The following is a 23954-nucleotide window of genomic DNA, read 5'->3' as shown; positions in this document are numbered from 1 at the left end:
AAAAAGTAGCGGTATATATATGAGTATGGATACGCTGCCCTCAGTTGTTCCGAATATCCGAGTCGCTGTAATTGGGTTGGGGTATGTCGGGCTGCCTCTAGCTATCGAATTTGGCAAACGATATGAGGTGTTGGGATTTGATATCGATAAACGGAGGATCACAGAGTTAACGCGGGGAGAAGATCATACGCGCGAAGCTAATATGGAAGAACTGCGAAGCGTCATGTCGAGAAAGAACTATGCTGTGTCTTCCAATGATGACGCATCGGCACTGGTTAATCAACGACAAATCAGCTCTACCCACCCGTGCGAAACTTCGGTTAACATTGGCCTTTCTTTCTCGAGCGATTTCGATGACCTTCGTGCCTACAATACCTATATTGTCACGGTACCCACTCCAATAGATCAGTTCAAAGCACCGGATTTGGGATCACTGACCAGGGCATCTGAAATGATTGGCCAAGTGTTAAGTGTTGGAGACATCGTCATTTATGAGTCGACCGTTTATCCTGGTTGTACTGAGGAAGATTGTATTCCCATATTGGAAAGGATTTCGGGGTTGAAATTCAATCAAGATTTTTTTGTAGGTTATTCCCCGGAACGGATCAGCCCGGGAGACAAGATCCGTAAATTGACCCATATTAAAAAAGTCACCAGCGGATCCACGCCGGAAACAGCCGACCGCGTTGACGCCCTGTATGCATCCATCATCAAGGCAGGCACGCATAAGGCTCCCAGCATCAAAGTAGCGGAGGCAGCCAAAGCCATTGAAAATGCTCAGCGCGATGTCAATATCTCATTCGTTAATGAACTGTCCCTCATTTTTGACCGCGTCGGCATAGATACCATTGATGTATTGGAAGCCGCAGGCACCAAATGGAATTTCCTCCCCTATAAACCCGGCCTGGTAGGTGGCCACTGCATCGGCGTGGACCCGTATTACCTTGCCCACAAGGCAGAGCAACTGGGCTACACCCCAAACGTAATCTTGTCAGGTCGCCGGGTCAACGAACAGATGGGTACTTTCGTGGCCAATAAGGTCGTCAAACTCATGCTTCAGAAAGACATTCCTGTCAAAGGCGCAAAGGCCCTCATCTTGGGCATCACCTTCAAAGAAAACTGTCCCGATGTGCGTAATACCCGAGTAGTCGATATTTACCACGAGTTGCGGCAATTCGGACTAGATGTGGATATCTATGATCCTTGGGCCAACGCCAAAGAAGTTAGGGAAACGTATGGGCTAGAAATTCTCGACACCATCGCAGAAGCGTCGGCTTATGACGCCGTGGTCGTAGCTGTAGCCCATAAGGAATTTTTGGATCTCGACTATCGAAAAGTAAAGCGCAATAGCGGAGTCATCTTTGATACCAAAGCCTGTCTGGATCGGGCTATGGTCGACGGACGACTTTAAAAATAGAAGAAATGAAAACGATTTTAATCACCGGCAATGCCGGTTTTATCGGGTCACATGTTGTGCGTGGATTTGTCGAACTGTGTCGGCAGATGGACGAAAGACTCGGACGGGCCAATGGCCCCTCTGCGCAGCTGATTACTTTTGTCAAAGACCGCTCTGGGCATGACCTGCGTTATGCCATTGATGCGAGCAAGATCAACAAAGACCTGGGCAGGGAACCATCCGTCTCTTTTGAGCAGGGCTTAAGCAAAACCATTGATTGGTATCTGACTAATCAAGAATGGCTGGATCATGTTACCTCCGGGGATTATCAACAGTACTACGAAAAACAATATAATTGTTAATGGACGCCAAAGAAACCGCTCTGAAGGGGTGTTACATCATTGAGCCGACGGTCTTCAAAGACAGTAGGGGTTATTTCTTTGAAAGTTTCAACGAAGCGAGGTTTCGCGAAGCTACCGGTGCTACCAAGCCCTTTGTACAAGACAATCAATCCTTTTCGACCCGGGGTGTATTGCGCGGATTACACGCACAACGGGGAAACCATGTTCAAGCCAAACTGGTCAGGGTGCTACAAGGCGAAGTGCTCGACGTTGCAATAGATGCCCGGCCGGACTCAACCACCTTCGGCCAACATGTAGCCGTCAAGCTATCCTCGGAAAACAACCGGCAGCTATACATTCCAAGAGGATTCCTACACGGTTTTGTGGTATTGTCTGAAATGGCTGTATTTTTTTATAAGTGTGACAATTACTACAATAAAGAATCTGAAGCTGGTGTACGGTTCGATGATCCGGCTCTTGGCATAGACTGGGGTTTGCAGCCTGACGAGTTGATTATCTCCGAAAAAGATGCGGAGCTACCTTTGTTTGATGCCGTATATAACCCAATGGCATGAAGATTCTGATAACAGGCGCAAACGGACAATTGGGATCTGAGCTGAAAGATCTAGGCCGTTCCTATCCGCAATCCAACTTCATCTTTACAGACAGGACTGAATTCCCCCTTGACGCCGTGGCTGGTACTTTCACGCGTCTAGACGATATCCGCCCAGATATTATTATTAATGCGGCTGCCTATACGGCTGTCGACGTCGCCGAAGAAGAAAGGGAATTAGCAGACAAGGTTAATCACCTTAGCGTTGCACAAATGGCCCATTGGTGCGAAAGCAACCAAGCTAAGTTGCTACACGTCTCTACCGACTATGTGTTTGACGGCGAAAGTGACACGCCTTTACCGGAAGATGCTCCGAAAAGCCCGATTAACGTATATGGGCAAACCAAGCACTTAGGCGAGGAAGCCATCATCCGTTCCGGTGCGGACGCTATTATTATCCGTACCGCTTGGGTGTATTCCGCCTACGGAAAGAACTTTGTAAAAACCATGCTCCGGCTAATGGACGAACGAGAGGAGATCGCTGTGGTAAACGATCAAATCGGAAGCCCTACATATGCCAAAGATTTGGCTAAAGCCATTTTAACGATTATCCATTCAGGTAAGTGGACGAATGGCATCTATCACTATTCGAATGAAGGACGAATTTCATGGTATGATTTTGCAATTGGGATACGGGAGATTACGGGATTTAGCTGCAAAGTAAACGGTATTTCTACCGAGGCGTATCCTATGCCTGCAAAACGGCCGAAGTACTCGCTGTTGGACAAAAAGAAAATTAAAGATACATTTGGCTTTCATATACCTACGTGGAGGAAGAGTTTGGAGGAATGCCTAAACAAATTATAGCTAATAGATGAAAGGAATTATTTTAGCAGGCGGTTCGGGCACGCGTTTACACCCACTCACTTTGGCAGTAAGCAAGCAACTTATGCCCGTATATGATAAGCCAATGATCTATTACCCCCTGTCGGTGTTGATGTTGGCTGGGATTTATCAAATATTGATTATTTCCACACCTCGTAATCTTCCACAGTTTGAAAAGCTATTGGATGATGGTTCACAACTGGGGTGCAAGTTCAGCTATGCAATTCAGGCGGAATCCAATGGGCTCGCCCAAGCGTTTGTTATTGGCGAAGAGTTCATTGGCGAAGATAAAGTGGCGCTTATTTTGGGAGACAACATTTTTTATGGTTCGGGCATGTCCAAAATACTGCAGGCAACGACTGAGGTTGAAGGCGACGTGGTATTCGCCTATCAGGTACATGACCCTGAGCGATATGGGGTGGTTGAGTTTGACGGTCAAAACAAGGTTATATCTATTGAGGAAAAGCCAGCGGAACCAAAGTCTAATTACGTGGTACCGGGACTTTACTTTTATGACAACAGCGTGGTATCGATTGCCAAAAGCATTCAATCCTCATGGCGCAACGAGTAGGAAATCACCGATATCAATAAGGAATACCTGCGTCAAGACAAACTGAGAGTCAGCATATTTAATCGGGGCACGGCATGGTTGGATACGGCACTTTCGATTCTTTAATGCAAGCTGGGCAATTCGTTCAGGTCATAGAGGAACGGCAAGGGCTCAAAATAGGAGCCATCGAGGAGATTGCATATCGTATGGGATTTATTGACGCAGGTCAATTAACGGTTTCAGCCGAGCCGCAAAGAAAAAGTGGTTATGGCGAATACTTGTTGCAGATTTGCAGACCTATGTAGAAATGAGTACTTTTGTTGCTCAGTTAACAAAAAATTAGATAATACTATATGAAGACAGCATTCATCACAGGCGTTACCGGTCAGGACGGCGCATATCTCAGCGAATTTCTTCTGAAGAAAGGATATACTGTACATGGCCTTAAACGCCGTACATCTTTGTTCAATACCGACCGTATCGACCACCTGTATGAAGATCCACATGTTGCGCATCCCAAGTTCATCTTGCATTACGGCGACATGACAGACAGTACCAACCTCATTCGCCTCATTCAAAAAATCCAGCCCGACGAAATCTATAACTTGGCCGCAATGAGCCATGTCAAAGTCAGTTTTGACACACCGGAATATACGGCCAATGCAGACGGTATCGGTACACTCCGTTTGCTTGAAGCAATCCGTTTTCTTGGGCTGGAAAAAAAAACCCGTATATATCAGGCTTCCACATCCGAGCTTTATGGTCTCGTGCAAGCAGTTCCTCAGTCCGAAACCACACCTTTCTATCCACGCAGCCCATATGCCGTTGCTAAACTCTACGCCTACTGGATCACGGTGAACTACCGGGAGGCTTACAATATATTTGCCAGCAATGGAATCCTGTTCAACCATGAATCGCCAATACGAGGCGAAACGTTCGTGACTCGAAAGATTACCCGTGCGGCAGCTCGTATTGCATTAGGTTTGCAGGATAAACTTTACTTAGGCAATCTCAATGCCCAGCGAGATTGGGGACATGCAAAAGACTACGTACGAATGATGTGGATGATCCTGCAAGCGGAAGAAGCCGAAGACTGGGTTATCGCTACGGGAAAGACAACGAGGGTCCGTGACTTTGTCACGATGGCTTTTGCTGAAGCCGGTATAGAACTTGAATTCAAGGGTGAAGGTGTTGAAGAAAAGGGTTATATTAAATCTGGTAGCAATCCTGATTACCAGGCGGAGATAGGTAAAGAAGTAGTCGCCGTAGATCCGCGGTATTTCCGACCTACGGAAGTGGACTTGCTAATCGGTGACCCAAACAAAGCAAAGACCAAATTGGGATGGGAGCCCGAATTTACTTTAGAAGATCTCGTGAAAGATATGATGGAGGGCGATATTAAGCTGATGAAAAAAGAACAATATCTGAAAGAAGGCGGTTATCAGACACTGAATTATTTTGAATAATGGATAAAGGTTCCAAATTATATGTTGCGGGGCACCGAGGATTGGTTGGCAGCGCTATCCTGAAAAACCTTCAAGAAAGGGGCTACACCAACTTATTAACCCGGAGCCATTCGCTACTTGACTTGACTAATGCAGTTGCCGTAGATGATTTTTTCGCTACCGAGAAACCTGAATACGTATTTCTGGCAGCTGCCAAAGTTGGGGGGATTGTAGCCAATAACACTTACCGCGCTGATTTTATTTATGAAAATCTGATGATCCAGAATAATGTGATCCATCAGAGTTATAAACACGGAGTCAAAAAGTTGCTGTTCTTGGGCAGCACCTGCATTTATCCAAAGGAAGCGCCACAGCCAATGTCTGAGGATTCATTGCTGACTGGACCACTGGAGTATACAAACGAACCCTATGCCATCGCCAAGATTGCCGGTATTAAACTTTGCGAAAGCTACAATATCCAGTATGGCACCAATTTCATTTCGGTGATGCCGACTAATTTATATGGTCCGAATGACAATTTTGATTTAGAGAAGTCTCATGTATTACCCGCTCTGGTCCGCAAGATTCATTTGGGAAAAGCCTTGGAAAATAAAGATTGGGAAGCTATCCATAAAGATCTCGATAAACGTCCCATTGAAGGAATTGATGGACAAGCAACGGAGGCGGAGATTTTACACATATTGGCCAAGTACGGTGTCTCCCGATTGGAGGACCGTACAGTTCAAATCGAAATTTGGGGCAGTGGTAAGCCCATGCGGGAGTTTTTGTGGAGTGAGGATATGGCGGATGCCTGCGTATTCATTATGGAACATCGGGATTTTGATGATTGTATTCCAAGAGACGCTAAAGAGATACGGAATACCCATCTGAATATAGGGACGGGGGAGGATATTAGTATTAGGGATTTGGCTTTTCTAATTAAAGAGATCATCGATTTTAAGGGGTCGTTTTATTTTAATCAAACGATGGCAGATGGTACGATGAGAAAGTTGACAAGTCCAATAAAACTAAATTATTTAGGTTGGCAACATAAAATGGACTTGAATAGCGGTATAGAAAAGCTATATAGCTGGTACTTAAGTTAAGGTCTCATAAAGCCATTTTAAATACTTAAATTTTATTTTTATCGATTTTGAGTGAATCATCGAATAGACGTATTGCAAAGAATTCCATATTCCTCTATTTCAGGATGTTTATTACGATGGGCGTTTCGCTATATACGTCTAGGGTCGTACTGAATGTACTGGGTATAGAGGATTATGGAGTATATAGCATTGTCGGTGGAGTTGTATTATTATTCGGCTTCTTTAATTCCGCAATGTCATCCGCAACGCAACGATTTTTGGCATTTGATATAGGGCGGAATGACAAGGATAAGCTGAGGAATACATTTAATGCAACATTCTTGATTCACATTGGCATTGCATTACTGATTCTATTATTGGCGGAAACAATTGGGTTATGGTTTGTAAATGACAAACTGGACATTCCTCCAGAGCGGATGAACGCTGCAATTTGGGTATACCAACTTTCAGTATTAACTTTTTTGATAGGTGTAATACAGGTCCCGTTTACTGCTCTTATTATTGCTCGGGAGCAGATGAATATATATGCTGTAATAAGTATCGTAGAGGTGATGTTAAAGCTGGTCGCAATATATTTGTTGGTAATTATTGCTTTTGATAAGCTGGTGCTTTACGCAGTTTTGATTTTTCTTATCACGATTTTAATTGCTAGCCTATATCGCATTTATTGTCTCGTTAAATATGAGGAAAGTAAATTTAGAATTTACTATGACAAAAGCTATTTCTATACTCTTATTTCTTATTCTGGCTGGAATCTATTTGGCAATATTGCCGTGGTAGCCAGTGGTCAAGGAGTTAATATCGTTCTTAATTTATTTTTCGGAACAATAGTTAACGCAGCTTACGGTGTGATGCTACAGGTGCAAAATGCTGTAACCAGTTTTGTCAACAGTTTTCAAATCGCGGTCAATCCACAGATTGTCAAAAGCTATGCAAATAGAGAGGAAAGTAAGATGATACAACTCATCTTCCGAAGTTCTAAAGCCTCTTTTTTTCTACTATTCTTAATAACTTACCCTATTATTTATAATATTGATTATATTCTAAAGTTATGGTTAAATAAAACCCCTCCGTATGTTTCTTCATTTGTGAGATTGTGTTTAGTTAACATTCTGATTGACGTAGTGTCCAGTCCGGTAAAAATGGGCATTCAAGCGACAGGAAAAATTAAATCGTATCAACTCATAGTTGGGCTTTTGGTTTTTATGAATTTGCCACTATCATACTTGTTGCTGTCTATTACGAGTGATCCTAATCATGTCTTCTATCTTTCAATAGGAATTTCACTCGTCACTATAAATTTAAGATTATATTTTTTAAGGATGGGTATCGATTTTTCGGTTGTATCTTTTTATAAACAAGTTGTATTAAAGATAATTTGCGTCTCAGCGATTGTATCTGCCATCCTTTTCCTATCCTCCAAATACATTTCTTTAGACAAGAATTTTTTCGTATTTACGATTGAAAGTCTTATAATCGTACTAATAACTCTATTTTTGGTTTTTGTTTTTGGGCTTGACAGAGAAGAGAGGGAATTTTTAGTGAAAATTAGAAATAGATTATTTAGAAGATGAAGGACTGCCGATTCATAAAATCCATAGTCAACCAAGGTCTTTGTACCGGGTGTGGAGTGTGCGTCTCGGAGAGCAAAGGCAAACTTAAAATGAATTGGAACGACGACGGGTTTTTGGAGCCAATTCAAACTGCTGACATAGAGAATGATAATGATCTATTTCGCGTTTGTCCTTTTAACATTATGCCAGAGGAAACGGTAAAAGATGAAGACGAGCTTGCTAGAATATTTCTTCCCGACGCTTCCCAAGCCGATGATAGCATTGGTCATTTCCTGGGTACCTACGTCGGATTCTCAAATGAATTTAGAATTACTTCATCGTCAGGGGGATTAGCTACATACATTTTTAAAAGGTTATTAGAAGAAAATATTGTTGACCGCTTATTTGTTGTCAGTGAAGCGGAGGGAACTTACCGATATCAGCTTTTGTCAAAAATCGAGGACATTACAGTTATTTCCAAGACTAGGTACATACCCGTAACCTTAGCATCACTCTTTGACGAACTTGAAAGTATAAACGGGAGAGTAGCTGTGTCCGGTGTCGCCTGTTTCATAAAAGCGATACGTCTAAAGCAACATTATCATCCTAAATTGAAGGAAAAAATACCCTTTTTAGTTGGTATTGTTTGCGGAGGATTAAAAAGTCGATTTTTCACCGATTATCTTGCTCAAAGAGCTGGAATTTCCACTGGCTACCGAAACCCTGAATACAGGTTGAAAGACGAGAACAGCACGGCCTCTGACTACAGTTTCGGTGCGTTAGATAAGAATAATGTATTTCATCAGGTGAAGATGAGGACACTTGGTGATATGTGGGGAACAGGGCTTTTTAAAGCCAATGCTTGTGATTATTGTACCGACGTGCTCACCGAATTAGCGGACATTTCTTTGGGAGACGCTTGGCTAGATGAATACCGAAGCGATGGATTAGGTAACAGCGTTATTGTCACGAGATCTCCAATCGCTGATTTGATAGTAAAAAACGGTATAGAAAATGGCGATCTGACTGTGAAGCAGGTTGATAAAAGCCTAATAGCTAAATCGCAGAAATCTAGTTTTAGTCATAGAAGGGATGGTTTAAAATTGAGGGTATTACTTAGAAAGATAAGTTTCAAGAAGGTGCCGTATCTTAGAAAACATGTTAAAACTTTCCCCACAGTATTATTTTCGTTGGTTCAGTTACAACGAACAGTCACTCGAAGAAAGAGCATTGGCTTATGGAGGAAAGTTCGTAATGCCCATTCCTTTGATGCACAAATGAAACTACATCTAAGAATATTGTCTTTATTGACATTATTGTATCACAAATTTCGATAGAGTAAATGAAAATAGGTATAATGACTTTTTGGGAATCGACTAATAATTATGGTCAAATACTTCAGTTGTTTGCTATGCAAAGTTATTTAACCAAAATAGGACATTCGCCTTTTTTGATACCTTATCATCGAGTCCCTCCTCCTGTAAAAATGTCCTTGTTTACGCGATTATTCAGGCTCAATCCGATTTCATCATATAGACGGAAGAGATACGAAAGAATAAAGGTGTTAGGCGAAGTTCAAGATTTGAAACGCCAGTTTTCTCAGTTCAAGAAGCAGTTCATTAATTTCGGACAAGAAGAATACTACAGTTTATCCGATCTTATCGCCCGCCCGCCTATAGCTGATGTTTATGTTACCGGAAGTGATCAAGTTTGGAATAATTCATTTCAGGTCTCAGCTGAAGCATTTCTGCTAGGATTTGGTGATTCGAGGATTAAGCGTGTGGCATTTGCCGCCAGTTTCGGAAAACGGAAGCTTGACACTACGACAGAGAAGTTATTCAAAAAGTATATACACAAGTTTTCGGCTGTTGGTATAAGAGAGAAAAGCGGCCTCGAGATTTGTAACACCCTAGGTTATCGAAATGCAAAATGGGTTTTAGATCCTACATTTTTATTCACTAAATCGGAATGGGAGGAATTGTTAGGAATTGACTTTGTAAGAAATGTTAATTCTCCAAAAACAGTCTTTATTTATACCTTGGGAAACAGTGAAATAGTGGAAAAAGAACTTTTCATAAACTATGCGAAATCTCTCGAAGGCTTCGTCACATTACACGCTACAGCAAATAATGATAGCTCTGGAAGCTTGTTTCCGACAATTCCTGAGTGGGTGTCCTATATAGGTTCTTCGGAATTGGTTATAACCACTTCATTTCACGGAATGGTATTCTGCTTAATTAACAATACAAAATTTATCATTCTACCTAACACGGGGGCGGCGGAAGGTATGAATGAACGAATCGACAGCCTGTTGTCATTATTGGGACTTGAACACCACAAGATGACAAGATTTAATAAGGAGCATGCCGATTCGATTTTGAGAAATGAAGTTGACTGGGCAGAAATAAATAGAAAGATTAGTGACTTTAGACAGGAGTCTATGAAGTTTTTAGCGGAGGCCTTAGAGAGGTAAATGCATATGAAAGTAGCTTTTGCTCCGGTTGGTAAGGATAACCCTTATCAAGAAAAGTTGATTGGTTCGTTAGGGGAGCTTGGTGTTGAAGTTTTGCCTGTTAAGTCAGGCATCCTACAATTCTTTAAAACCAAACACCTCTTCCAAGTAGATATAATTCATTTCCATTGGTTTGAGTACTATACGTTCTCAAAAAACGCGTGGATACGCTTGCTCAAATGGTCTATTTTTTTAATAGGAATATTCCTGATAAAGGGTAATAAGAAATACGTGTGGACGGTTCATAATTTTGGTAGTCATGAAAGCGGCTTTTCAACATTGGATAATTTTTTTACCCGTTGTTTCATTAGAATGCAAGATGCGTTTAGTGTTCACAACTTCTTTTCCAAGGGAATTCTAGAAACTAGGTATAAGATACCTAACGAAAAAATCGCTGTTATCCCACACGCCAATTATGTTGGTACTTACCCACAATTCAAGGGGAACATCTACGAATTCCGGAGGAATATCAGAAATTTCGATGAAAGCAAATTCTCTTTCATGTTTCTTGGTGACCTAAGACCTTATAAAGGCATCATGGACATTATCGATGCTTTTATAAGTTTGAAACGGCCAAAAGCGCAATTGATAATATGTGGCCGAGTTAAGTTTGAGAAGGATTTAAAAGTAATCAATGAGAAGATAGCATTCAACGATAATATTATTTTTTTGCCTAGGTATATTGAAGACGGAGAAATCGAAGCCTATTTTTCTTTGTCAAACGTTATGATTTACCCTTACAAACGAGTCGTAACTTCCGGGGCATTACTTTTGGGAATGTCATATAGCAAATTATGCCTCGCGTCGAATGTTGGTTCAATGCCCGAGTTTATAGATCATGAATTTCTTTTTGGAGATGTGCCCGAGTTGACGAAAATGATGGATAAGGTTATGAATATAAGTTCGGAAGAGGTTACGCTTGTGGGGAGAGGTAATTTTGAGAAGATTAAAGATCATACATGGGTATCAATGGCAGAAAAAACGCTCGAGTTGTACCATAGAGTTAACTTTGCTCATTCCTAAACACGATAGTTTGAAAGCAGAAAACCTAAATAATAGGAAGACACAGGTTGTATTTATTACGCATTACAACGCGATGAATGGGGCCAATCAATCGCTTTTACTTTTGTTAAAGGGAATACGAAAGTTGATCGATATAAAGATGGTCTACATTTATAACCAAAAGGAAGATGAAGGGTTGTTTAAAGAACTTATTGAGGAACAGATTCCAGTGTCGGGAATTCATTGCTCAAGTTTGTTTTATTCCACAAGTCCTTTCAAGTTATTGATATCTTTCCCAGGTAAATTATTGAAGAATCTTTCCTCTCTGCGGAAAATCGCGAAATATATAAAGCAGGAAAAAATTGACCTGGTCTACAGTAACTCTTCGGTAGAAACATTGGGTGTTTTCGTGGCAAAAATAACAGGAATAAAACATATCTGGCATGTTCGAGAGTTTGGTTACGATGACTATAAGCTAGTTCATCTTGGTGGAAAGAAAGTGAAGAGATATTTTTTAAAACTAAGCGATTCGGTGATTGCTATATCGAAATCTATTGAGAGATACTTAAACCTGAAAAATGCAATCCAAGTTTATAACCCTGTATTCGACGAAACTGAGTTGTCGTCTAGAAAAATAATCAATATAAATCAAAGGACTAGCTTGCCCAATAGATTAGGCATGGTTGGTATTATTTCTGAAACAAAGAATCAAAAAAGAGGGCTTGAGGCATTAAAGAAATTGAGAGATAGAGGATACAATTTAAGCATAGAGTTTTGGGGGGAAGTTGCTTCAAAGGAGTATTACAAGGCATTACTAACCTATATCGAAAGATATAATTTAACAGAATACGTTTTCTTCAAAAACTTCGAGAAAGATAAATCTAAGATCTATTCCGGCATAGATATATTGTTAATGTGCTCCATGAACGAAGCATTTGGTCGAGTAACTATTGAGGCAATGACTTTTGGTGCAATTGTCATAGGTTTTGATAATGCTGGCACTGCCGAAATTATTACGAACGGAAAGAATGGTCTTTTGTACAATGATAATACTACGACGTTAGAAGATCAAATCATCTATTGTATTAACAATCCATCAAGATATCAGGAAATGAGAATCGATGCGGAGTCATTTTCAAAAAAGTTCACTGTTCGGCAACACGTTCACTCTATTACAAATGTAATTTTGAGTGTCTTTGGCCGAAGGTGATTAGCTGTTGGCTAAGAAGAGTCGCATTGTCTAATCAAGACATAGAAAGCATGAAGCCTAAGATTAGTATAGTTACTGTCACATTCAATTGTGAAGACCATATTAGAGGAACAATCGAATCGGTAATTGCTCAGAATTATTCGTTTATTGAGTATATTATAATAGACGGAAAGAGTACTGATCGTACGTTGTCGATTATAAGTGAGTACAAAGATCACATCCACATGATCGTCAGTGAGGAGGATGGCGGCATATATGATGCAATGAATCAGGGTGTCATTAAAGCTACTGGGGATTTTATTAATTTTATGAATGCCGGAGATGTGTTTTATAACGAGTATGTGATTTCGTCTCTGTTTGATTGTGAAAACGAACATTTCGAGAATGTCGATGTGATTGTCGGAGATGCCGTTGCAAAGTTTGACGGCTTCACTAAAGTTTATAAAGCTCGTTACCCGTCTGCTCGCAATCCCATGCCGTTTAATCATCAAGCGGTATTTGTTAGAGTTGATCGAGCTAAGGAATTTCCATTTTCACTGAATTACAAGATTTGCTCAGATAGGAATTTTTTTATGGCATTGCAGAAAAAGGGAGCTAAATTTCTAGTAGTGGAAGATAAAATCGCAATCATCGAAGCGATAGGCTATAGTTCAAGTAATTCTTATAAAGGAGCATTAGAATCATTGGCAATTCTACGTGAGCACAAATCGATAAATAATGTCGAATTCTTGACCAGAAAAATATTATTGTTAGCAAAAGAATTTGTTAGAATGTTTATTCCTAGGCGGCTGATGAATTTAGTTTACAAAATAACTAAATAATGATAGTAATTATAGGTGGGTTGATATGTTTTGGTTCGATTTTCAGTTCGTAATAGCGTATTTTATACTATTTGTTTTTGCGTTGGTGTTATCGAACCAGCAGGATAAGACTCATCGTTGGCTATCTGCGAGGAACCAAAACTATATTTGTTGGGTTATATTATTGGCTTTTGGGTTAATTTTTGGTTTAAGACGTTATGACGTAGGTACAGATACGAAAACTTATATTTATATATTTGAGAACGTTGATACATACGAGTTTGGTGTTGAATTTGTTTTTAAATGGTTAGTCGAGATTATTCATTTGATTGTAAGCACTCGTGGTTTTTTGTTGATAATGGCGTTGCTATATGTTATAATTTTAGGCATTGTAATAAGACAGAATGAATTTAGTCGAAGGAACCAAGTATTGCTTTTGCTAACGTTTGCAACATTTTTCTTTTTTAAAAATTTTGGATTCAACGCGATAAGGCATGGTATTTCAGCTATGTTATTGCTTGTCGCGTTTAATTCCCTAGAGAGGAGAAATTGGACCTCTACGGTTCTGCTCTTTTTATGTAGTATTGGGATCCATGTTTCCTCGGTAATCACCATAGTCTTTTATTTGACCGCAAGAAGGATGAAATCACTGTGGCCTTCTATCATGCTTTATTTTTTTTCCGCCATGGTCTCTTTATCGGGGCATGGGATAAAGTCCTTGGCCAGCGTCATTACAGGGCTCGTATTGGAGGACAGACGTGCAGCTTATTTCGTTTTGGAAATGAAATATGACACTGGTTTTCGGCCAGACTTTTTTATCTTTAATACGGCTATTCTTTTAACGGCACTTTTTGTTCATAAGAAGGTGTTAATTAATCAGAAAGAATATTTGGTGACCTATCGGAAATGGATAAATTACTTTGTCTTGAGCAGCTCAATTTTCTTTTTTGCATTCGACATGCCCTTCTCTGATCGTTGGGGTCTTTTATCGTGGATAGTAATTCCTTATCTCTTAGAACCATTATTCAATATTAATAGTAGGTATAAAGTATCAACGGTTTATACGTTGGTAATGGGGGCATTGTTTATTGTGTTTGAACTATTTATTATTTAATACAATTTACATAAATTACTATATTTAGATGCCTAGCATAATTGAAGGAAATAAGAAAATATGTTACTACTATTCTTATTTGGAAATCGTTTGGCTGAACGAACCTAGCTTTGCTTCAGAGCAAACGAAGTTTGCTAGATGTTAGCAGACGAAAATATATTTGACATGGTTTCGATCATCATACCTGTTTATAATGCAGCATCGACTATAGAGGCTAGTTTGAATTCAGTATTGAGTCAAACATATAAGGGAGCTTTAGAAATTATCGTAGTGAACGACGGATCTACTGATAGAAGCATAGACGTTATTTCGAAGATTGCAAATGCCCAAACTAGAATTCCGATTACTATTATCAATCAACCTAATGGCGGCGTGTCAAAGGCGCGTAATGTAGGACTTAGAAGTGCGCAGGGAGAATATTTGGCCTTGTTGGACTCAGATGACGAGTGGCATGAAACCAAGATTGAGAAACAGCTCAACATTTTAGAGGCACGCCCTGATATCGATTTTATTGGCAGTTTAAGAAATGAAGAAAAAATCACTTTGCCATATATTATTAAAGATGGGCTGGTGGAAATTACGTTGAGAAAACTGCTGTTTAAAATTACCGCGCAGACTTCGACGGCTCTCTTTAAGAGAAGTATCCTTTCCGATGTTGGATATTATAACGAAAATATGAAATACTCTGAGGATGCAAATTTTTGGATGAAGATCAGCAAAAAGAAGCGGATGTATCTAATTCCAGAAAGCTTGGTCGTAACAGGTAAGGGAAAGCCTCATTTTGGTTTCTCCGGGTTGTCTGCAAACATTGTTGAGATGGAAAGAGGTGTCCAGTACAACATTTACGAAATGTTTAAATTAAAGTATATATCTTGGGCGGAGTATTACTTTTTTAAGTACTTTTCTAAGTTTAAATTTGTAATTCGAAAGTATAAGGCTAGGAAAATGACGAAGTGAAACTATGATATTTAAAGTGTTTTGGATCATTCGGGCGATTTTTAATAAGCCCTTTTTTGGTCAATTAAAATTACCTTCTTATTTGGGTAGGCCAGTTTACATAAAGGGAGCTTCTAATATCTTTATAGGTAGGAAAGTGCGGATTTTTCCTAATATACGACTAGAGACTCACTTCCATGGGAAAATAGTTATTAAGGATAATGTTGGAATTGCACAAAACGTGCATATTACAGCCATGGGCGACCTAGAAATCGGTGAGGGAAGTACTATCTTAGCAAATGTATATATCACCGATATTAAGCATTGTTATACCGAAATCGGTAAACCTATTTTAGATCAGCCGTTAATATATGAATCTACGAAAATTGGTAGCAACTGTTTTGTTGGAATAGGAGCATGTATACAAGCGGGAACGGTTTTGGGAAACCAATGTATCGTAGGGGCAAATTCTGTTGTTAAAGGTAATTTTCCAGATAATTGTGTCATAGCCGGTGTGCCAGCAAAAATTATTAAGCGTTATGATTCAGAGAGCGGTAGTTGGGTTAAAATAAAATAGCGGATAGCGAATGTAAATGATATTTTTGATGGTTTGACTACCGAAAGAGGCGTGGTTTTTGTTTTAGGATTAGCATTATATCCGGTGTTGAGTTATGGCTGGACTATTTTATCGGTGAAACGTTAGCGGTTTATGGCAAATACTATTAAATCTCGGAGCCTAATATTCGTGTTTTTCTTTTTTAGCTTTGGGGCTTGTCAAGCCCAGAAAATCGACCTTATAAAATCGGGAAAAACTTCTTATATAATTATCTTACCACAAAATTCTACGAAAGCTGAACAAAATGCCGCAAGCTTATTGCAGCATTTTGTTTCAAGAATTTCCAAAGTAGATATCGGAATTACTTATGAAAAAAACAAGCCTGAATCTGCCAACTATCGTTCATTTATATCTATTGGAAATACCCTAAAAGCAAAAAAGACGTTCAGTTTGAATAATGTTAGGTTAAGTGAAGATGCCGTTAACATTAAGTTTGACGAGGGTAATATATTTCTTTTTGGCAGTGGGGATAGAGGGACGTTGTATTCAACGGTTGAGTTTCTTGAGCAGTATTTAGGTTGCCGGTGGTGGTCCTCAGTTGATAACGAAATTCCTGAAAAGACAGAAGTGGTTATTGACCCGGTTGATTACACCTTCTCTCCTCCATTTTCGTATAGGAATCACTTGTCCTTCCACTCAACCGTAGACGCATTTTACTCCACTGTACTTCGGGAGAATGGAGACTTTCAGAGACTTAACGAAAGCTGGGGCGCGAAACATGAAATAGTTGGATGGGCGCATACGTTCAGTCAAATTCTTCCACCAGATAAATATTTCAAAAGACATCCCGAATGGTTCATTGACCCGGCCACGAGTAAACCCTTTAAAAATTCGGGTAAGGTGCCTGGAGTAAACGAAACCCAGCTTTGCCTTTCGAATCAAGAAATGCGAAAGGAGTTTATTAACAATGTCAGGTTATTGATTCAAAAGACAAAAAATCCCGAAATCATATCGATATCCCAAAATGATGTAGGAATTTCGTGCTCATCTGTCGAATGCGCGAATTTACTAAAGGAAGAGGGGAGCCCTTCCGCGCTACTAATACAGTTCGTGAACGAGGTCGCAAGCGCTTTTAAGGATGAATACCCATCTTTAAAATTCGAAACTTTGGCATACGATTATACGGAAGTGCCTCCTAAAACAATAAAGCCCGCGGAGAATGTAATCGTTAGAGTTGCCCCTATATTAATAAATCACGCAAAATCACTTCTTAACCCATCCAATAATTTTTCTCGTAAGAATATCGAAAATTGGTCAAAGATATCCAAGCACAATTTTTACTGGGGATATAGCGCTAATTTCTCGTATCCGTTACTCCCTCATCCGAGTCTTAGTAATTTACGAGATGATTTACGATTCCTAAAAAATTTAGGATATGAAGGCGTTTTTATCCAAAGTATCGCCACACCATATTATACCTCTGAAGAACTGGGGTATTTTAAGGAGCTGCATACTTGGGTTATCGGAAAGCTTTTGTGGAACCCAGACTATGAATACAATTACCTACTTGATGTGTTTTTTAACGGATATTATGGAGCTGCAGGGAAACCTCTTAGGAAGTATTTCGATCTAGTAACAAGGAGTTTTGATGGCTATAAGGGAAAGCTTAGCGTTTTTAATGCAAACTTGGACATTATTAACTCTGAGATATTAAATGAAGGAACGAAGTTGTTTGAACAAGCAATAAGTGCAGTATCTGACAATGAAATACTGTTGAGAAGAGTAAAAAAAGAACAAATTTCATTTGAATTTATTAAAATTTTCAGCCATATCAAGAGTCCTGCTTTGGATAATAGTCGATCATCTTCCGATTTCCATGCTAGATATAATTCTTTAGTAGACCGGTTTCTAGCAACTTTAAATGATTTGAATACAATGTCGTCAGACCGTCTTAAGCAGAAAATCGATGTAAATGGCCCAATGATCAAACTTAACGATTTGAAACCAAGTTTGAAGTCGATTCGTACATCGGATCGTGAAAGCAATTCGGATTACTTCGTTGTGCAACAGGATTTATTTACATACTATTTGCCTGCCGTAAGGACAAAAAAAATAATTGATGGTGCTGCGAGCGACAAGTTAGCCGGTTACATTGATGCGTCGAAATCGGATTGGGCAATCCAATATAAGTTAGAAAATATAAGCGATAGCCAAACCAATGAAAAATGGGAGGTGTCGACATCAATCAAAGGTCATGGCAATATTCCAGAGCCCAAAGAAGGAAGAGTAACTATAGGCTTATACGATCCTATATTAAAGCGGAATATCTCAATAGTGGAAATAGATTTGAGTGAATTAGCAAATGAAAAGTACCAAACATATTCTTTGAGAAATGTGACCTTAAAAAACGGCAATATAGTCTTTTTCTCGGTTCATAAAGACAAATCTAATATTGAAGGAATTTCAATTGACAAAATTGAGTTTAAGAAAGAAAAATAATTAACATATTTTATGCGTATTCTTATCACCGGTGGTGCCGGTTTTATTGGATCAAATTTAGCGTTGAGACTTGTCGATAAAGGATATAAGGTCACAATATTGGATAACCTTTCTCCACAAATACACGGGAACAATCCAACAGAAACGTCACCCCTATTCATTAGTATCAAGGAGAAGACGAGCTTTATCAATGGTAGTGTAACTAACTATGAAGATTGGAAAAAGGCGCTATTGGATCAAGATGCTATTGTACACCTTGCCGCGGAAACGGGAACCGGACAATCCATGTATGAAATTGATAGGTATACCGATGTTAATATTGGTGGTACGTCTAAAATGTTGGAATTGCTGGTCAATACCAACCACGATGTAAAGAAAGTGATTGTCGCATCTTCCCGATCTATTTACGGAGAAGGTAAATACATCAGTCAGGAGCTTGGTCCGGTATATCCCAGGCATCGCAGCCCTGAACTCATGGACAAAGGGCTCTTTGAAGTAACCTATCCGGATTCTTCGGCTTTAGTGTTAACGGCGACAGACGAAAATTCAAAAATTCATCCTTCATCAGTGTACGGAGTTACAAAACAAACACAAGAACAGTTAGTTATGACAGTGTGTCCGTCTGTTGGTATTGCTGCTGTAGCCTTTAGATATCAAAATGTATATGGTCCGGGGCAGTCACTGAAAAATCCTTATACTGGTATATTATCAATTTTTTCCACACAAATAAAAAACGGCAATGGTATCAATATATTTGAGGATGGAAAAGAAAGTAGAGACTTCGTTTACATCGACGATGTTGTCAATGCCACTATTTTGGGACTAGAGAGAGAAGAAGCCAACAACGAAATTTTTAATGTCGGAGCCGGTGTGCCCGTCGACGTTCTTACAGTTGCAAGCAAATTAGTAGAGAACTATAACATTAAAGTTCCTATTAATATATCCGGTCAATATAGACTAGGGGATATAAGGCACAATTACGCTGATCTCAGCAAAATAAGGCGTCTCTTGGGGTTTGAACCGGAAGTGACATTTGAGGAAGGGTTAAAACGTTTCACAAAATGGGTAGATACGCAACAAGTACAAGAAGACAGATATCAGAAATCCATTGATGAAATGCGAGCCAAAGGTTTGTTTAAATAATGAATACCGATCAATTAAAGGGAAAAAAAATACTCTTCTTTCTAGCTAGAACTTTTGGCTTAGAAGAACAAATTAAAAAAAAACTCGAGTCTTTGGGGGCCAATGTAACTTTTTATGACGAACGCCTAAAAGATAATACATTCACCAAAGGGATAATCAGACTGCGCAAAGAGTTATACGAACAAAAGATAAATCGCTATTACCGAAAGATACTTAAAAATATTCAACACGAGACCTACGATTTTTTGTTAGTCATCAGGGGTGAGGTCGTGCCTGAATTCTTTTTAAAAGCCTTCAGGAAAAGGCAACCGAAGTGTGTTTGCATTTTTTATAACTGGGATTCATTTACGAACACGGGACACAGTTCTTCGCTTTTACATTACTACGATAGGGCGTTAACATTTGACCCGGAAGACGCGAAGCGTTTCAATATTCATTTCAGACCGTTGTTTTTTTTTGATAAATACAGAGAAATAAGTACGGACAAATCAAAGCAGGATATAGATATTTTATTTTTGGGAACGGCGCACTCTGACCGTTATATAATTAGTAATCGTATTAATGAATGGGCAAAGGCAAAGCAACTCAAAATGTTGTGTTATTATTACATGCACGGAAGGTTGGTTTATTTATTTAAAAAATTTTTTGATAAGACGTTTAAATATTTTGATTACAACAAGCTAAGCTTTCGTTCCTTAAGTCTTGGTGAAATTATTGATTATTACAAAAGAACAAAAGTAGTACTGGATATAAACCACCCGAATCAAAAAGGACTAACGCTTCGCACGTTTGAAGCTATAGGAGCGAAAAGAAAGTTGATTACGACAAATAGTGATATAGCCAAATTCCCATTTTATAATACCAGCAACTATTTGATAATAGATAGAAACGCGTCCTCTATTCCTGAAGCTTTTGTTCAATCGCCTTACTTGCCTTTGAATGATGATATCTATGATAAGTTATCGATAGAAGGCTGGCTGAAAAATCTCTTTTTTGATTATGAAGACGAGTTTTGGAAAAAGTGTTTGTAGCACAGAATATAAGAAACTTTGTCTTCAATGTAGACTGTTTTTCTAAATACTTCGATGTGAAAATTTGTATTACTGGAACCTCTGGTTTTGTTGGACAAAATCTGATACCATCTATCTCTGAAAAAGAATATAATATTCTTTCGATATCTCTCCGAGACGAATGGTTACAACGCTTACCGGCCCAGTACGAAGCAATTATTCATCTCGCGGGGAAAGCCCATGACACTAAAAATACAAGCTCGGCCGAGGAGTATTTCGAAATAAACACAGAACTTACGAAGCAGCTTTTTGATCAATTCCTGCAAAGTAACGCCCGTGACTTTATTTATTTCAGCAGTGTAAAATCGGCCGCCGATACTGTAGAAGGAATGTTGGATGAAAATGTTGACCCCAATCCGCAAACGCCTTACGGACAGTCTAAACGTCAGGCAGAGGAATATCTGTTGAATTCGGAGTTACCAGCCGAAAGACGGCTTTTTGTCTTGCGGCCCTGCATGATTCACGGCCCCGGTAATAAGGGTAATCTTAATCTGTTGTATAAAGTGGTAAGTAAAGGTATTCCGTGGCCTTTGGCTGCCTTTGAAAACCGGCGGTCATTTCTTTCGATTGCAAATCTACAATACGTCATCAAACAAATACTTCAGGATCCAAGCATTCCGGGTGGTGTATATAACCTGGCTGATGATGACTCGTTATCCACCAATGAATTAATTCAGCTGATTGGGGAGGCGCGTGACAAGAAGCCTGCGTTGTGGAGGGTATCTCCCCGCCTCATAGAGGGGATAGCAAAGGTTGGAGATACGTTACGTTTGCCACTGAACAGCGAGCGCCTCAAGAAATTGACGGAAAGCTATGTGGTAGATAATTCGAAGATTAAGGCTGCACTTGATATCAATAAAATGCCCGTCTCCGCGCGAGAGGGGTTGTTAACCACGCTGAGAAGTTTTTAATGAAAATCGAACCCAATCTTATCTACGGTGCCGGCGGCCATGCACGTGTATTGTTAGACGGCCTCCGCAAGCAATTTGGTGAACAAGCCATCCAAGTATTTTTTAACGACGGAGAAGAACCCAGATCGATTGGCGATATTCCAGTGGTACCGTATGCGCCCGACAAACATCCCGAAGCCAAGCTACTGATCGGCATCGGGAAACCTGACATTCGCGAGCGTATCGCGAAAAAAGTAACCCATAAATTCGGGACTTTTATTCATCCGCAGGCTTCAGTCGCGGCAGATGCACAAATAGGCGAAGGCGCGGTGGTACTAGCCGGAGCGGTTATTCAATCCAAGGCCAAAGTAGGGAAGCATGCAATCATCAACGCCAATGTCACGATCGATCACGATGGAATCGTAGAGGACTTTGTTACCACCTATCCGGGAGTATACGTAGGAGCCGGCGCAGTGGTAGGCAAGGGAACGATTATCAATCCCAATGCAGTGATCGTGCGGCTTTCACAAGTGGCGCCTTTTACCGAAATTTGCGCTGGACAAATCATCGAGGGCTAAATGTTGGTGTCTTATCTAATTATTATAGCGTTGCTTTTTTTGGCGATGCCGCTCTACTTCCGCATTGCCGATCGTTTCAACATCATCGACAAACCTAACAAACGTAGCAGCCACACAAAAATTACCATCCGGGGTGGTGGCGTCGTGTTTTATCTGGGCGCGCTGATATGGTTTATTTGGTCGGGGGCTTCCTATCCTTGGTTCTTTGCTGGGCTTACCGCGATTACGGTCATCAGTTTTCTGGACGATGTGTTCACCATGTCTAACAGGGTACGCATTACCGTGCACCTCGTTTCGGTATTGCTGATGATTTACGAGTTAGGGGCCTTCGAATTGCCGTGGTATGTGCTTCCCGTTGCGTTGATCCTTATCATCGGCACCATCAATGCATATAATTTTATGGATGGCATCAATGGCATTACGGCGATGTATAGCTTTGCAGTCTTACTGTCCTTGTGGCTGGCAAATCGGGAAGACGATTTTATCGATGACCGGCTATTGTACTGTACGGCTATTGCCAACGGTGTATTTGCTTTTTTCAATTTCCGGCAGCGGGCCAAGTGCTTTGCCGGCGATGTTGGAAGTGTGAGTATGTGTTTTATTTTGCTGTTTGCTACGTTAAGTTTGATTTTTGCGAGCGGTAATCCCATATACATTCTGTTCTTTGCGATATACGGCGTCGATAGTGTACTTACCATTGCCCATCGACTCATGAAGCGCGAAAATATTTTCGAGGCGCACCGAAGCCACTTGTATCAATACCTAGCCAACGAGGCAAGAGCAAACCGATTAATGGTTTCTGCTACTTATGGGATATTACAAGCGGTGATCGGATGGGGCGTAATCCAGGTAGCTCGCCTTGACACCTCCGTGCAAATCCTCTTTTCGATATCGATATTAGCACTGCTGGGTGCCACATATATTATATTGAAGGCTTATCTGTACCGGAGGTATGTATATTAGTTATATTCCCTGTTTTATGTGGGAATTCAGTTAAATCCGTCTTTTGCCCAAACCAATAGTAAGCACCGTGTAGTTGAAATTAGGTATTATGCTACCTTATGTTGATTGTATATCAGGTTTTTTAATCCGGCGCTTAAAAAGCCCTTTAAGCTGAGATCTCCGTCCACATCTGGCCAATGGAACCCCTACGCCTTTGCCGATCAAACGATAGTTTTTAAGCTGTTGTTCTGAAGTATCCGCCCTACGAACTACATGTTTGATTTCTGAACCATATTCTTATAGTTCTGCGGATAGAGGTCTTTTAAGTTTTTATGGTTTATGGCCATGATGTTTTCCAGTGTATATTTCAGCCAGTGGAATGGGTTGACTTCGTGTTTTTTGCAGATGGCGAAGAATGAATAGATCATGGCGGCACGCTGTGCAGCTTCATGGCTGCCGGCGAAGAGGTAGTTTTTGCGTCCCAGCGCCAATGGCCTGATGGCGTTCTCGACAAGGTTATTGTCAATCTGCAGGTTTCCGTCATACAGATAAGCCGAGAGCCCGTCCCATCGGGCGTAGGCGTAAGCCATGGCCTTGCCGATCTGGCTTTTGGGCAGGGTGGATTTTATTTCTTCAAAGATCCATCTGCCCAATTCGTTGATCACCGGCAGCGACTCGGTCAGCCGCAGTTCCTTGATCTGTTCGGCAGCCAGTTTTTCCTCCCGGGCCTGCCTTTCAACCGCATAGTGTAGTCGGCAATTGTAACTGCACAAGAATTGGGAAATAAGAATGCTCCAAAATTGGCAACAAGAATGCACAAAAACACGGCAGGGTTTTTAGGCCCTGCCGAATAAAATACGATCTTCATTGATT

Annotated in this window: 21 protein-coding genes and 2 pseudogenes; 22 read left to right on the top strand and 1 reads right to left on the bottom strand. The window is 40.3% G+C overall.

All coding sequences use genetic code 11. The annotated features are described in order from the left end of the window. Positions 1-25: 25 nt before the first annotated feature. The 22 genes and pseudogenes from ACFQRK_RS20165 (at position 26) to ACFQRK_RS20060 (ending at position 23102) form a co-directional block, all read left to right on the top strand. On the top strand, positions 26-1411 hold the full coding sequence (locus ACFQRK_RS20165; RefSeq protein ID WP_379009912.1) for a nucleotide sugar dehydrogenase: 1386 nt from the start codon (positions 26-28) through the stop codon (positions 1409-1411). A gap of 11 nt (positions 1412-1422) precedes the next feature. Beyond that, a complete protein-coding gene (locus ACFQRK_RS20160) occupies positions 1423-1758 on the top strand; it encodes a hypothetical protein (protein WP_379009911.1) in 336 nt (111 codons plus the stop codon). Next, entirely contained in the window at positions 1758-2312 is a 555-nt protein-coding gene (gene rfbC, locus ACFQRK_RS20155) for a dTDP-4-dehydrorhamnose 3,5-epimerase (RefSeq protein ID WP_379009910.1), read from the top strand. The genes ACFQRK_RS20160 and rfbC overlap by 1 nt, the downstream gene beginning before the upstream one ends. Further along, positions 2309-3157 carry a dTDP-4-dehydrorhamnose reductase gene (rfbD, locus tag ACFQRK_RS20150; RefSeq protein ID WP_379009908.1) on the top strand — a complete coding sequence of 283 codons (849 nt, stop codon included), beginning with the start codon at positions 2309-2311 and terminating at the stop codon, positions 3155-3157. Before rfbC ends, rfbD begins: the two co-directional genes overlap by 4 nt. A gap of 7 nt (positions 3158-3164) precedes the next feature. Further along, positions 3165-4030, top strand: a pseudogene (rfbA, locus tag ACFQRK_RS20145) (glucose-1-phosphate thymidylyltransferase RfbA). A gap of 48 nt (positions 4031-4078) precedes the next feature. Continuing rightward, the gene (gmd, locus tag ACFQRK_RS20140; protein WP_379009907.1) at positions 4079-5191 is read left to right on the top strand and encodes a GDP-mannose 4,6-dehydratase; all 1113 of its coding nucleotides are present in this window, start codon (positions 4079-4081) and stop codon (positions 5189-5191) included. Further along, a complete protein-coding gene (locus ACFQRK_RS20135) occupies positions 5191-6276 on the top strand; it encodes a GDP-L-fucose synthase family protein (RefSeq protein WP_379009906.1) in 1086 nt (361 codons plus the stop codon). Before gmd ends, ACFQRK_RS20135 begins: the two co-directional genes overlap by 1 nt. 47 nt (positions 6277-6323) lie before the next feature. Next, entirely contained in the window at positions 6324-7850 is a 1527-nt protein-coding gene (locus ACFQRK_RS20130) for an MATE family efflux transporter (protein ID WP_379009905.1), read from the top strand. 89 nt (positions 7851-7939) lie between these two features. Continuing rightward, positions 7940-9166 carry a Coenzyme F420 hydrogenase/dehydrogenase, beta subunit C-terminal domain gene (locus tag ACFQRK_RS20125; protein WP_379009904.1) on the top strand — a complete coding sequence of 409 codons (1227 nt, stop codon included), beginning with the start codon at positions 7940-7942 and terminating at the stop codon, positions 9164-9166. Positions 9167-9171: 5 nt separating this feature from the next. Continuing rightward, positions 9172-10302, top strand: coding sequence for a polysaccharide pyruvyl transferase family protein (locus ACFQRK_RS20120; RefSeq protein ID WP_379009902.1), 1131 nt, complete (start codon positions 9172-9174; stop codon positions 10300-10302). Between the two features lie 6 nt (positions 10303-10308). Further along, positions 10309-11364 (top strand): glycosyltransferase, encoded by a 1056-nt coding sequence (locus ACFQRK_RS20115; protein WP_379009901.1) that lies wholly within the window; start codon positions 10309-10311, stop codon positions 11362-11364. A gap of 10 nt (positions 11365-11374) precedes the next feature. Further along, positions 11375-12553, top strand: coding sequence for a glycosyltransferase (locus ACFQRK_RS20110; RefSeq protein WP_379009900.1), 1179 nt, complete (start codon positions 11375-11377; stop codon positions 12551-12553). A 50-nt stretch (positions 12554-12603) separates the two neighbouring features. Then, positions 12604-13374: a glycosyltransferase family 2 protein gene (locus ACFQRK_RS20105; protein WP_379009899.1), complete on the top strand. Its 771-nt coding sequence runs from the start codon at positions 12604-12606 to the stop codon at positions 13372-13374. Between the two features lie 25 nt (positions 13375-13399). Beyond that, complete coding sequence (locus ACFQRK_RS20100) at positions 13400-14467, top strand: EpsG family protein (protein WP_379009898.1); 1068 nt, start codon at positions 13400-13402, stop codon at positions 14465-14467. Between the two features lie 138 nt (positions 14468-14605). After that, a complete protein-coding gene (locus ACFQRK_RS20095; RefSeq protein WP_379009896.1) occupies positions 14606-15424 on the top strand; it encodes a glycosyltransferase family 2 protein in 819 nt (272 codons plus the stop codon). A gap of 4 nt (positions 15425-15428) precedes the next feature. Further along, the gene (locus ACFQRK_RS20090; RefSeq protein ID WP_379009895.1) at positions 15429-15980 is read left to right on the top strand and encodes a DapH/DapD/GlmU-related protein; all 552 of its coding nucleotides are present in this window, start codon (positions 15429-15431) and stop codon (positions 15978-15980) included. A gap of 132 nt (positions 15981-16112) precedes the next feature. After that, positions 16113-18458, top strand: a complete 2346-nt coding sequence (locus ACFQRK_RS20085; RefSeq protein ID WP_379009893.1) for a DUF4838 domain-containing protein — start codon at positions 16113-16115, stop codon at positions 18456-18458. A gap of 12 nt (positions 18459-18470) precedes the next feature. Then, the gene (locus ACFQRK_RS20080) at positions 18471-19601 is read left to right on the top strand and encodes an NAD-dependent epimerase/dehydratase family protein (RefSeq protein WP_379009891.1); all 1131 of its coding nucleotides are present in this window, start codon (positions 18471-18473) and stop codon (positions 19599-19601) included. Continuing rightward, a complete protein-coding gene (locus ACFQRK_RS20075) occupies positions 19601-20632 on the top strand; it encodes a hypothetical protein (protein ID WP_379009890.1) in 1032 nt (343 codons plus the stop codon). Before ACFQRK_RS20080 ends, ACFQRK_RS20075 begins: the two co-directional genes overlap by 1 nt. Further along, positions 20623-21582, top strand: a complete 960-nt coding sequence (locus tag ACFQRK_RS20070) for an NAD-dependent epimerase/dehydratase family protein (RefSeq protein WP_379010040.1) — start codon at positions 20623-20625, stop codon at positions 21580-21582. Before ACFQRK_RS20075 ends, ACFQRK_RS20070 begins: the two co-directional genes overlap by 10 nt. Continuing rightward, positions 21582-22139, top strand: coding sequence for a transferase (locus ACFQRK_RS20065; RefSeq protein WP_379009888.1), 558 nt, complete (start codon positions 21582-21584; stop codon positions 22137-22139). The genes ACFQRK_RS20070 and ACFQRK_RS20065 overlap by 1 nt, the downstream gene beginning before the upstream one ends. Before the next feature lie 6 nt (positions 22140-22145). After that, a complete protein-coding gene (locus ACFQRK_RS20060; RefSeq protein WP_379009887.1) occupies positions 22146-23102 on the top strand; it encodes a glycosyltransferase family 4 protein in 957 nt (318 codons plus the stop codon). Between the two features lie 248 nt (positions 23103-23350). On the opposite strand, the pseudogene ACFQRK_RS20055 reads toward ACFQRK_RS20060, so the two are convergent. Further along, a pseudogene (locus tag ACFQRK_RS20055) lies at positions 23351-23827 on the bottom strand (transposase); the annotation flags it as partial. Between the last annotated feature and the right edge of the window lie 127 nt (positions 23828-23954).

The sequence above is a fragment of the Parapedobacter sp. GCM10030251 genome (assembly GCF_042666505.1).
GTDB lineage: Bacteria > Bacteroidota > Bacteroidia > Sphingobacteriales > Sphingobacteriaceae > Parapedobacter.
The sequence above is the reverse complement of the archived record's forward strand: the minus strand, read 5'-3'. Positions and strand labels throughout refer to the sequence as shown.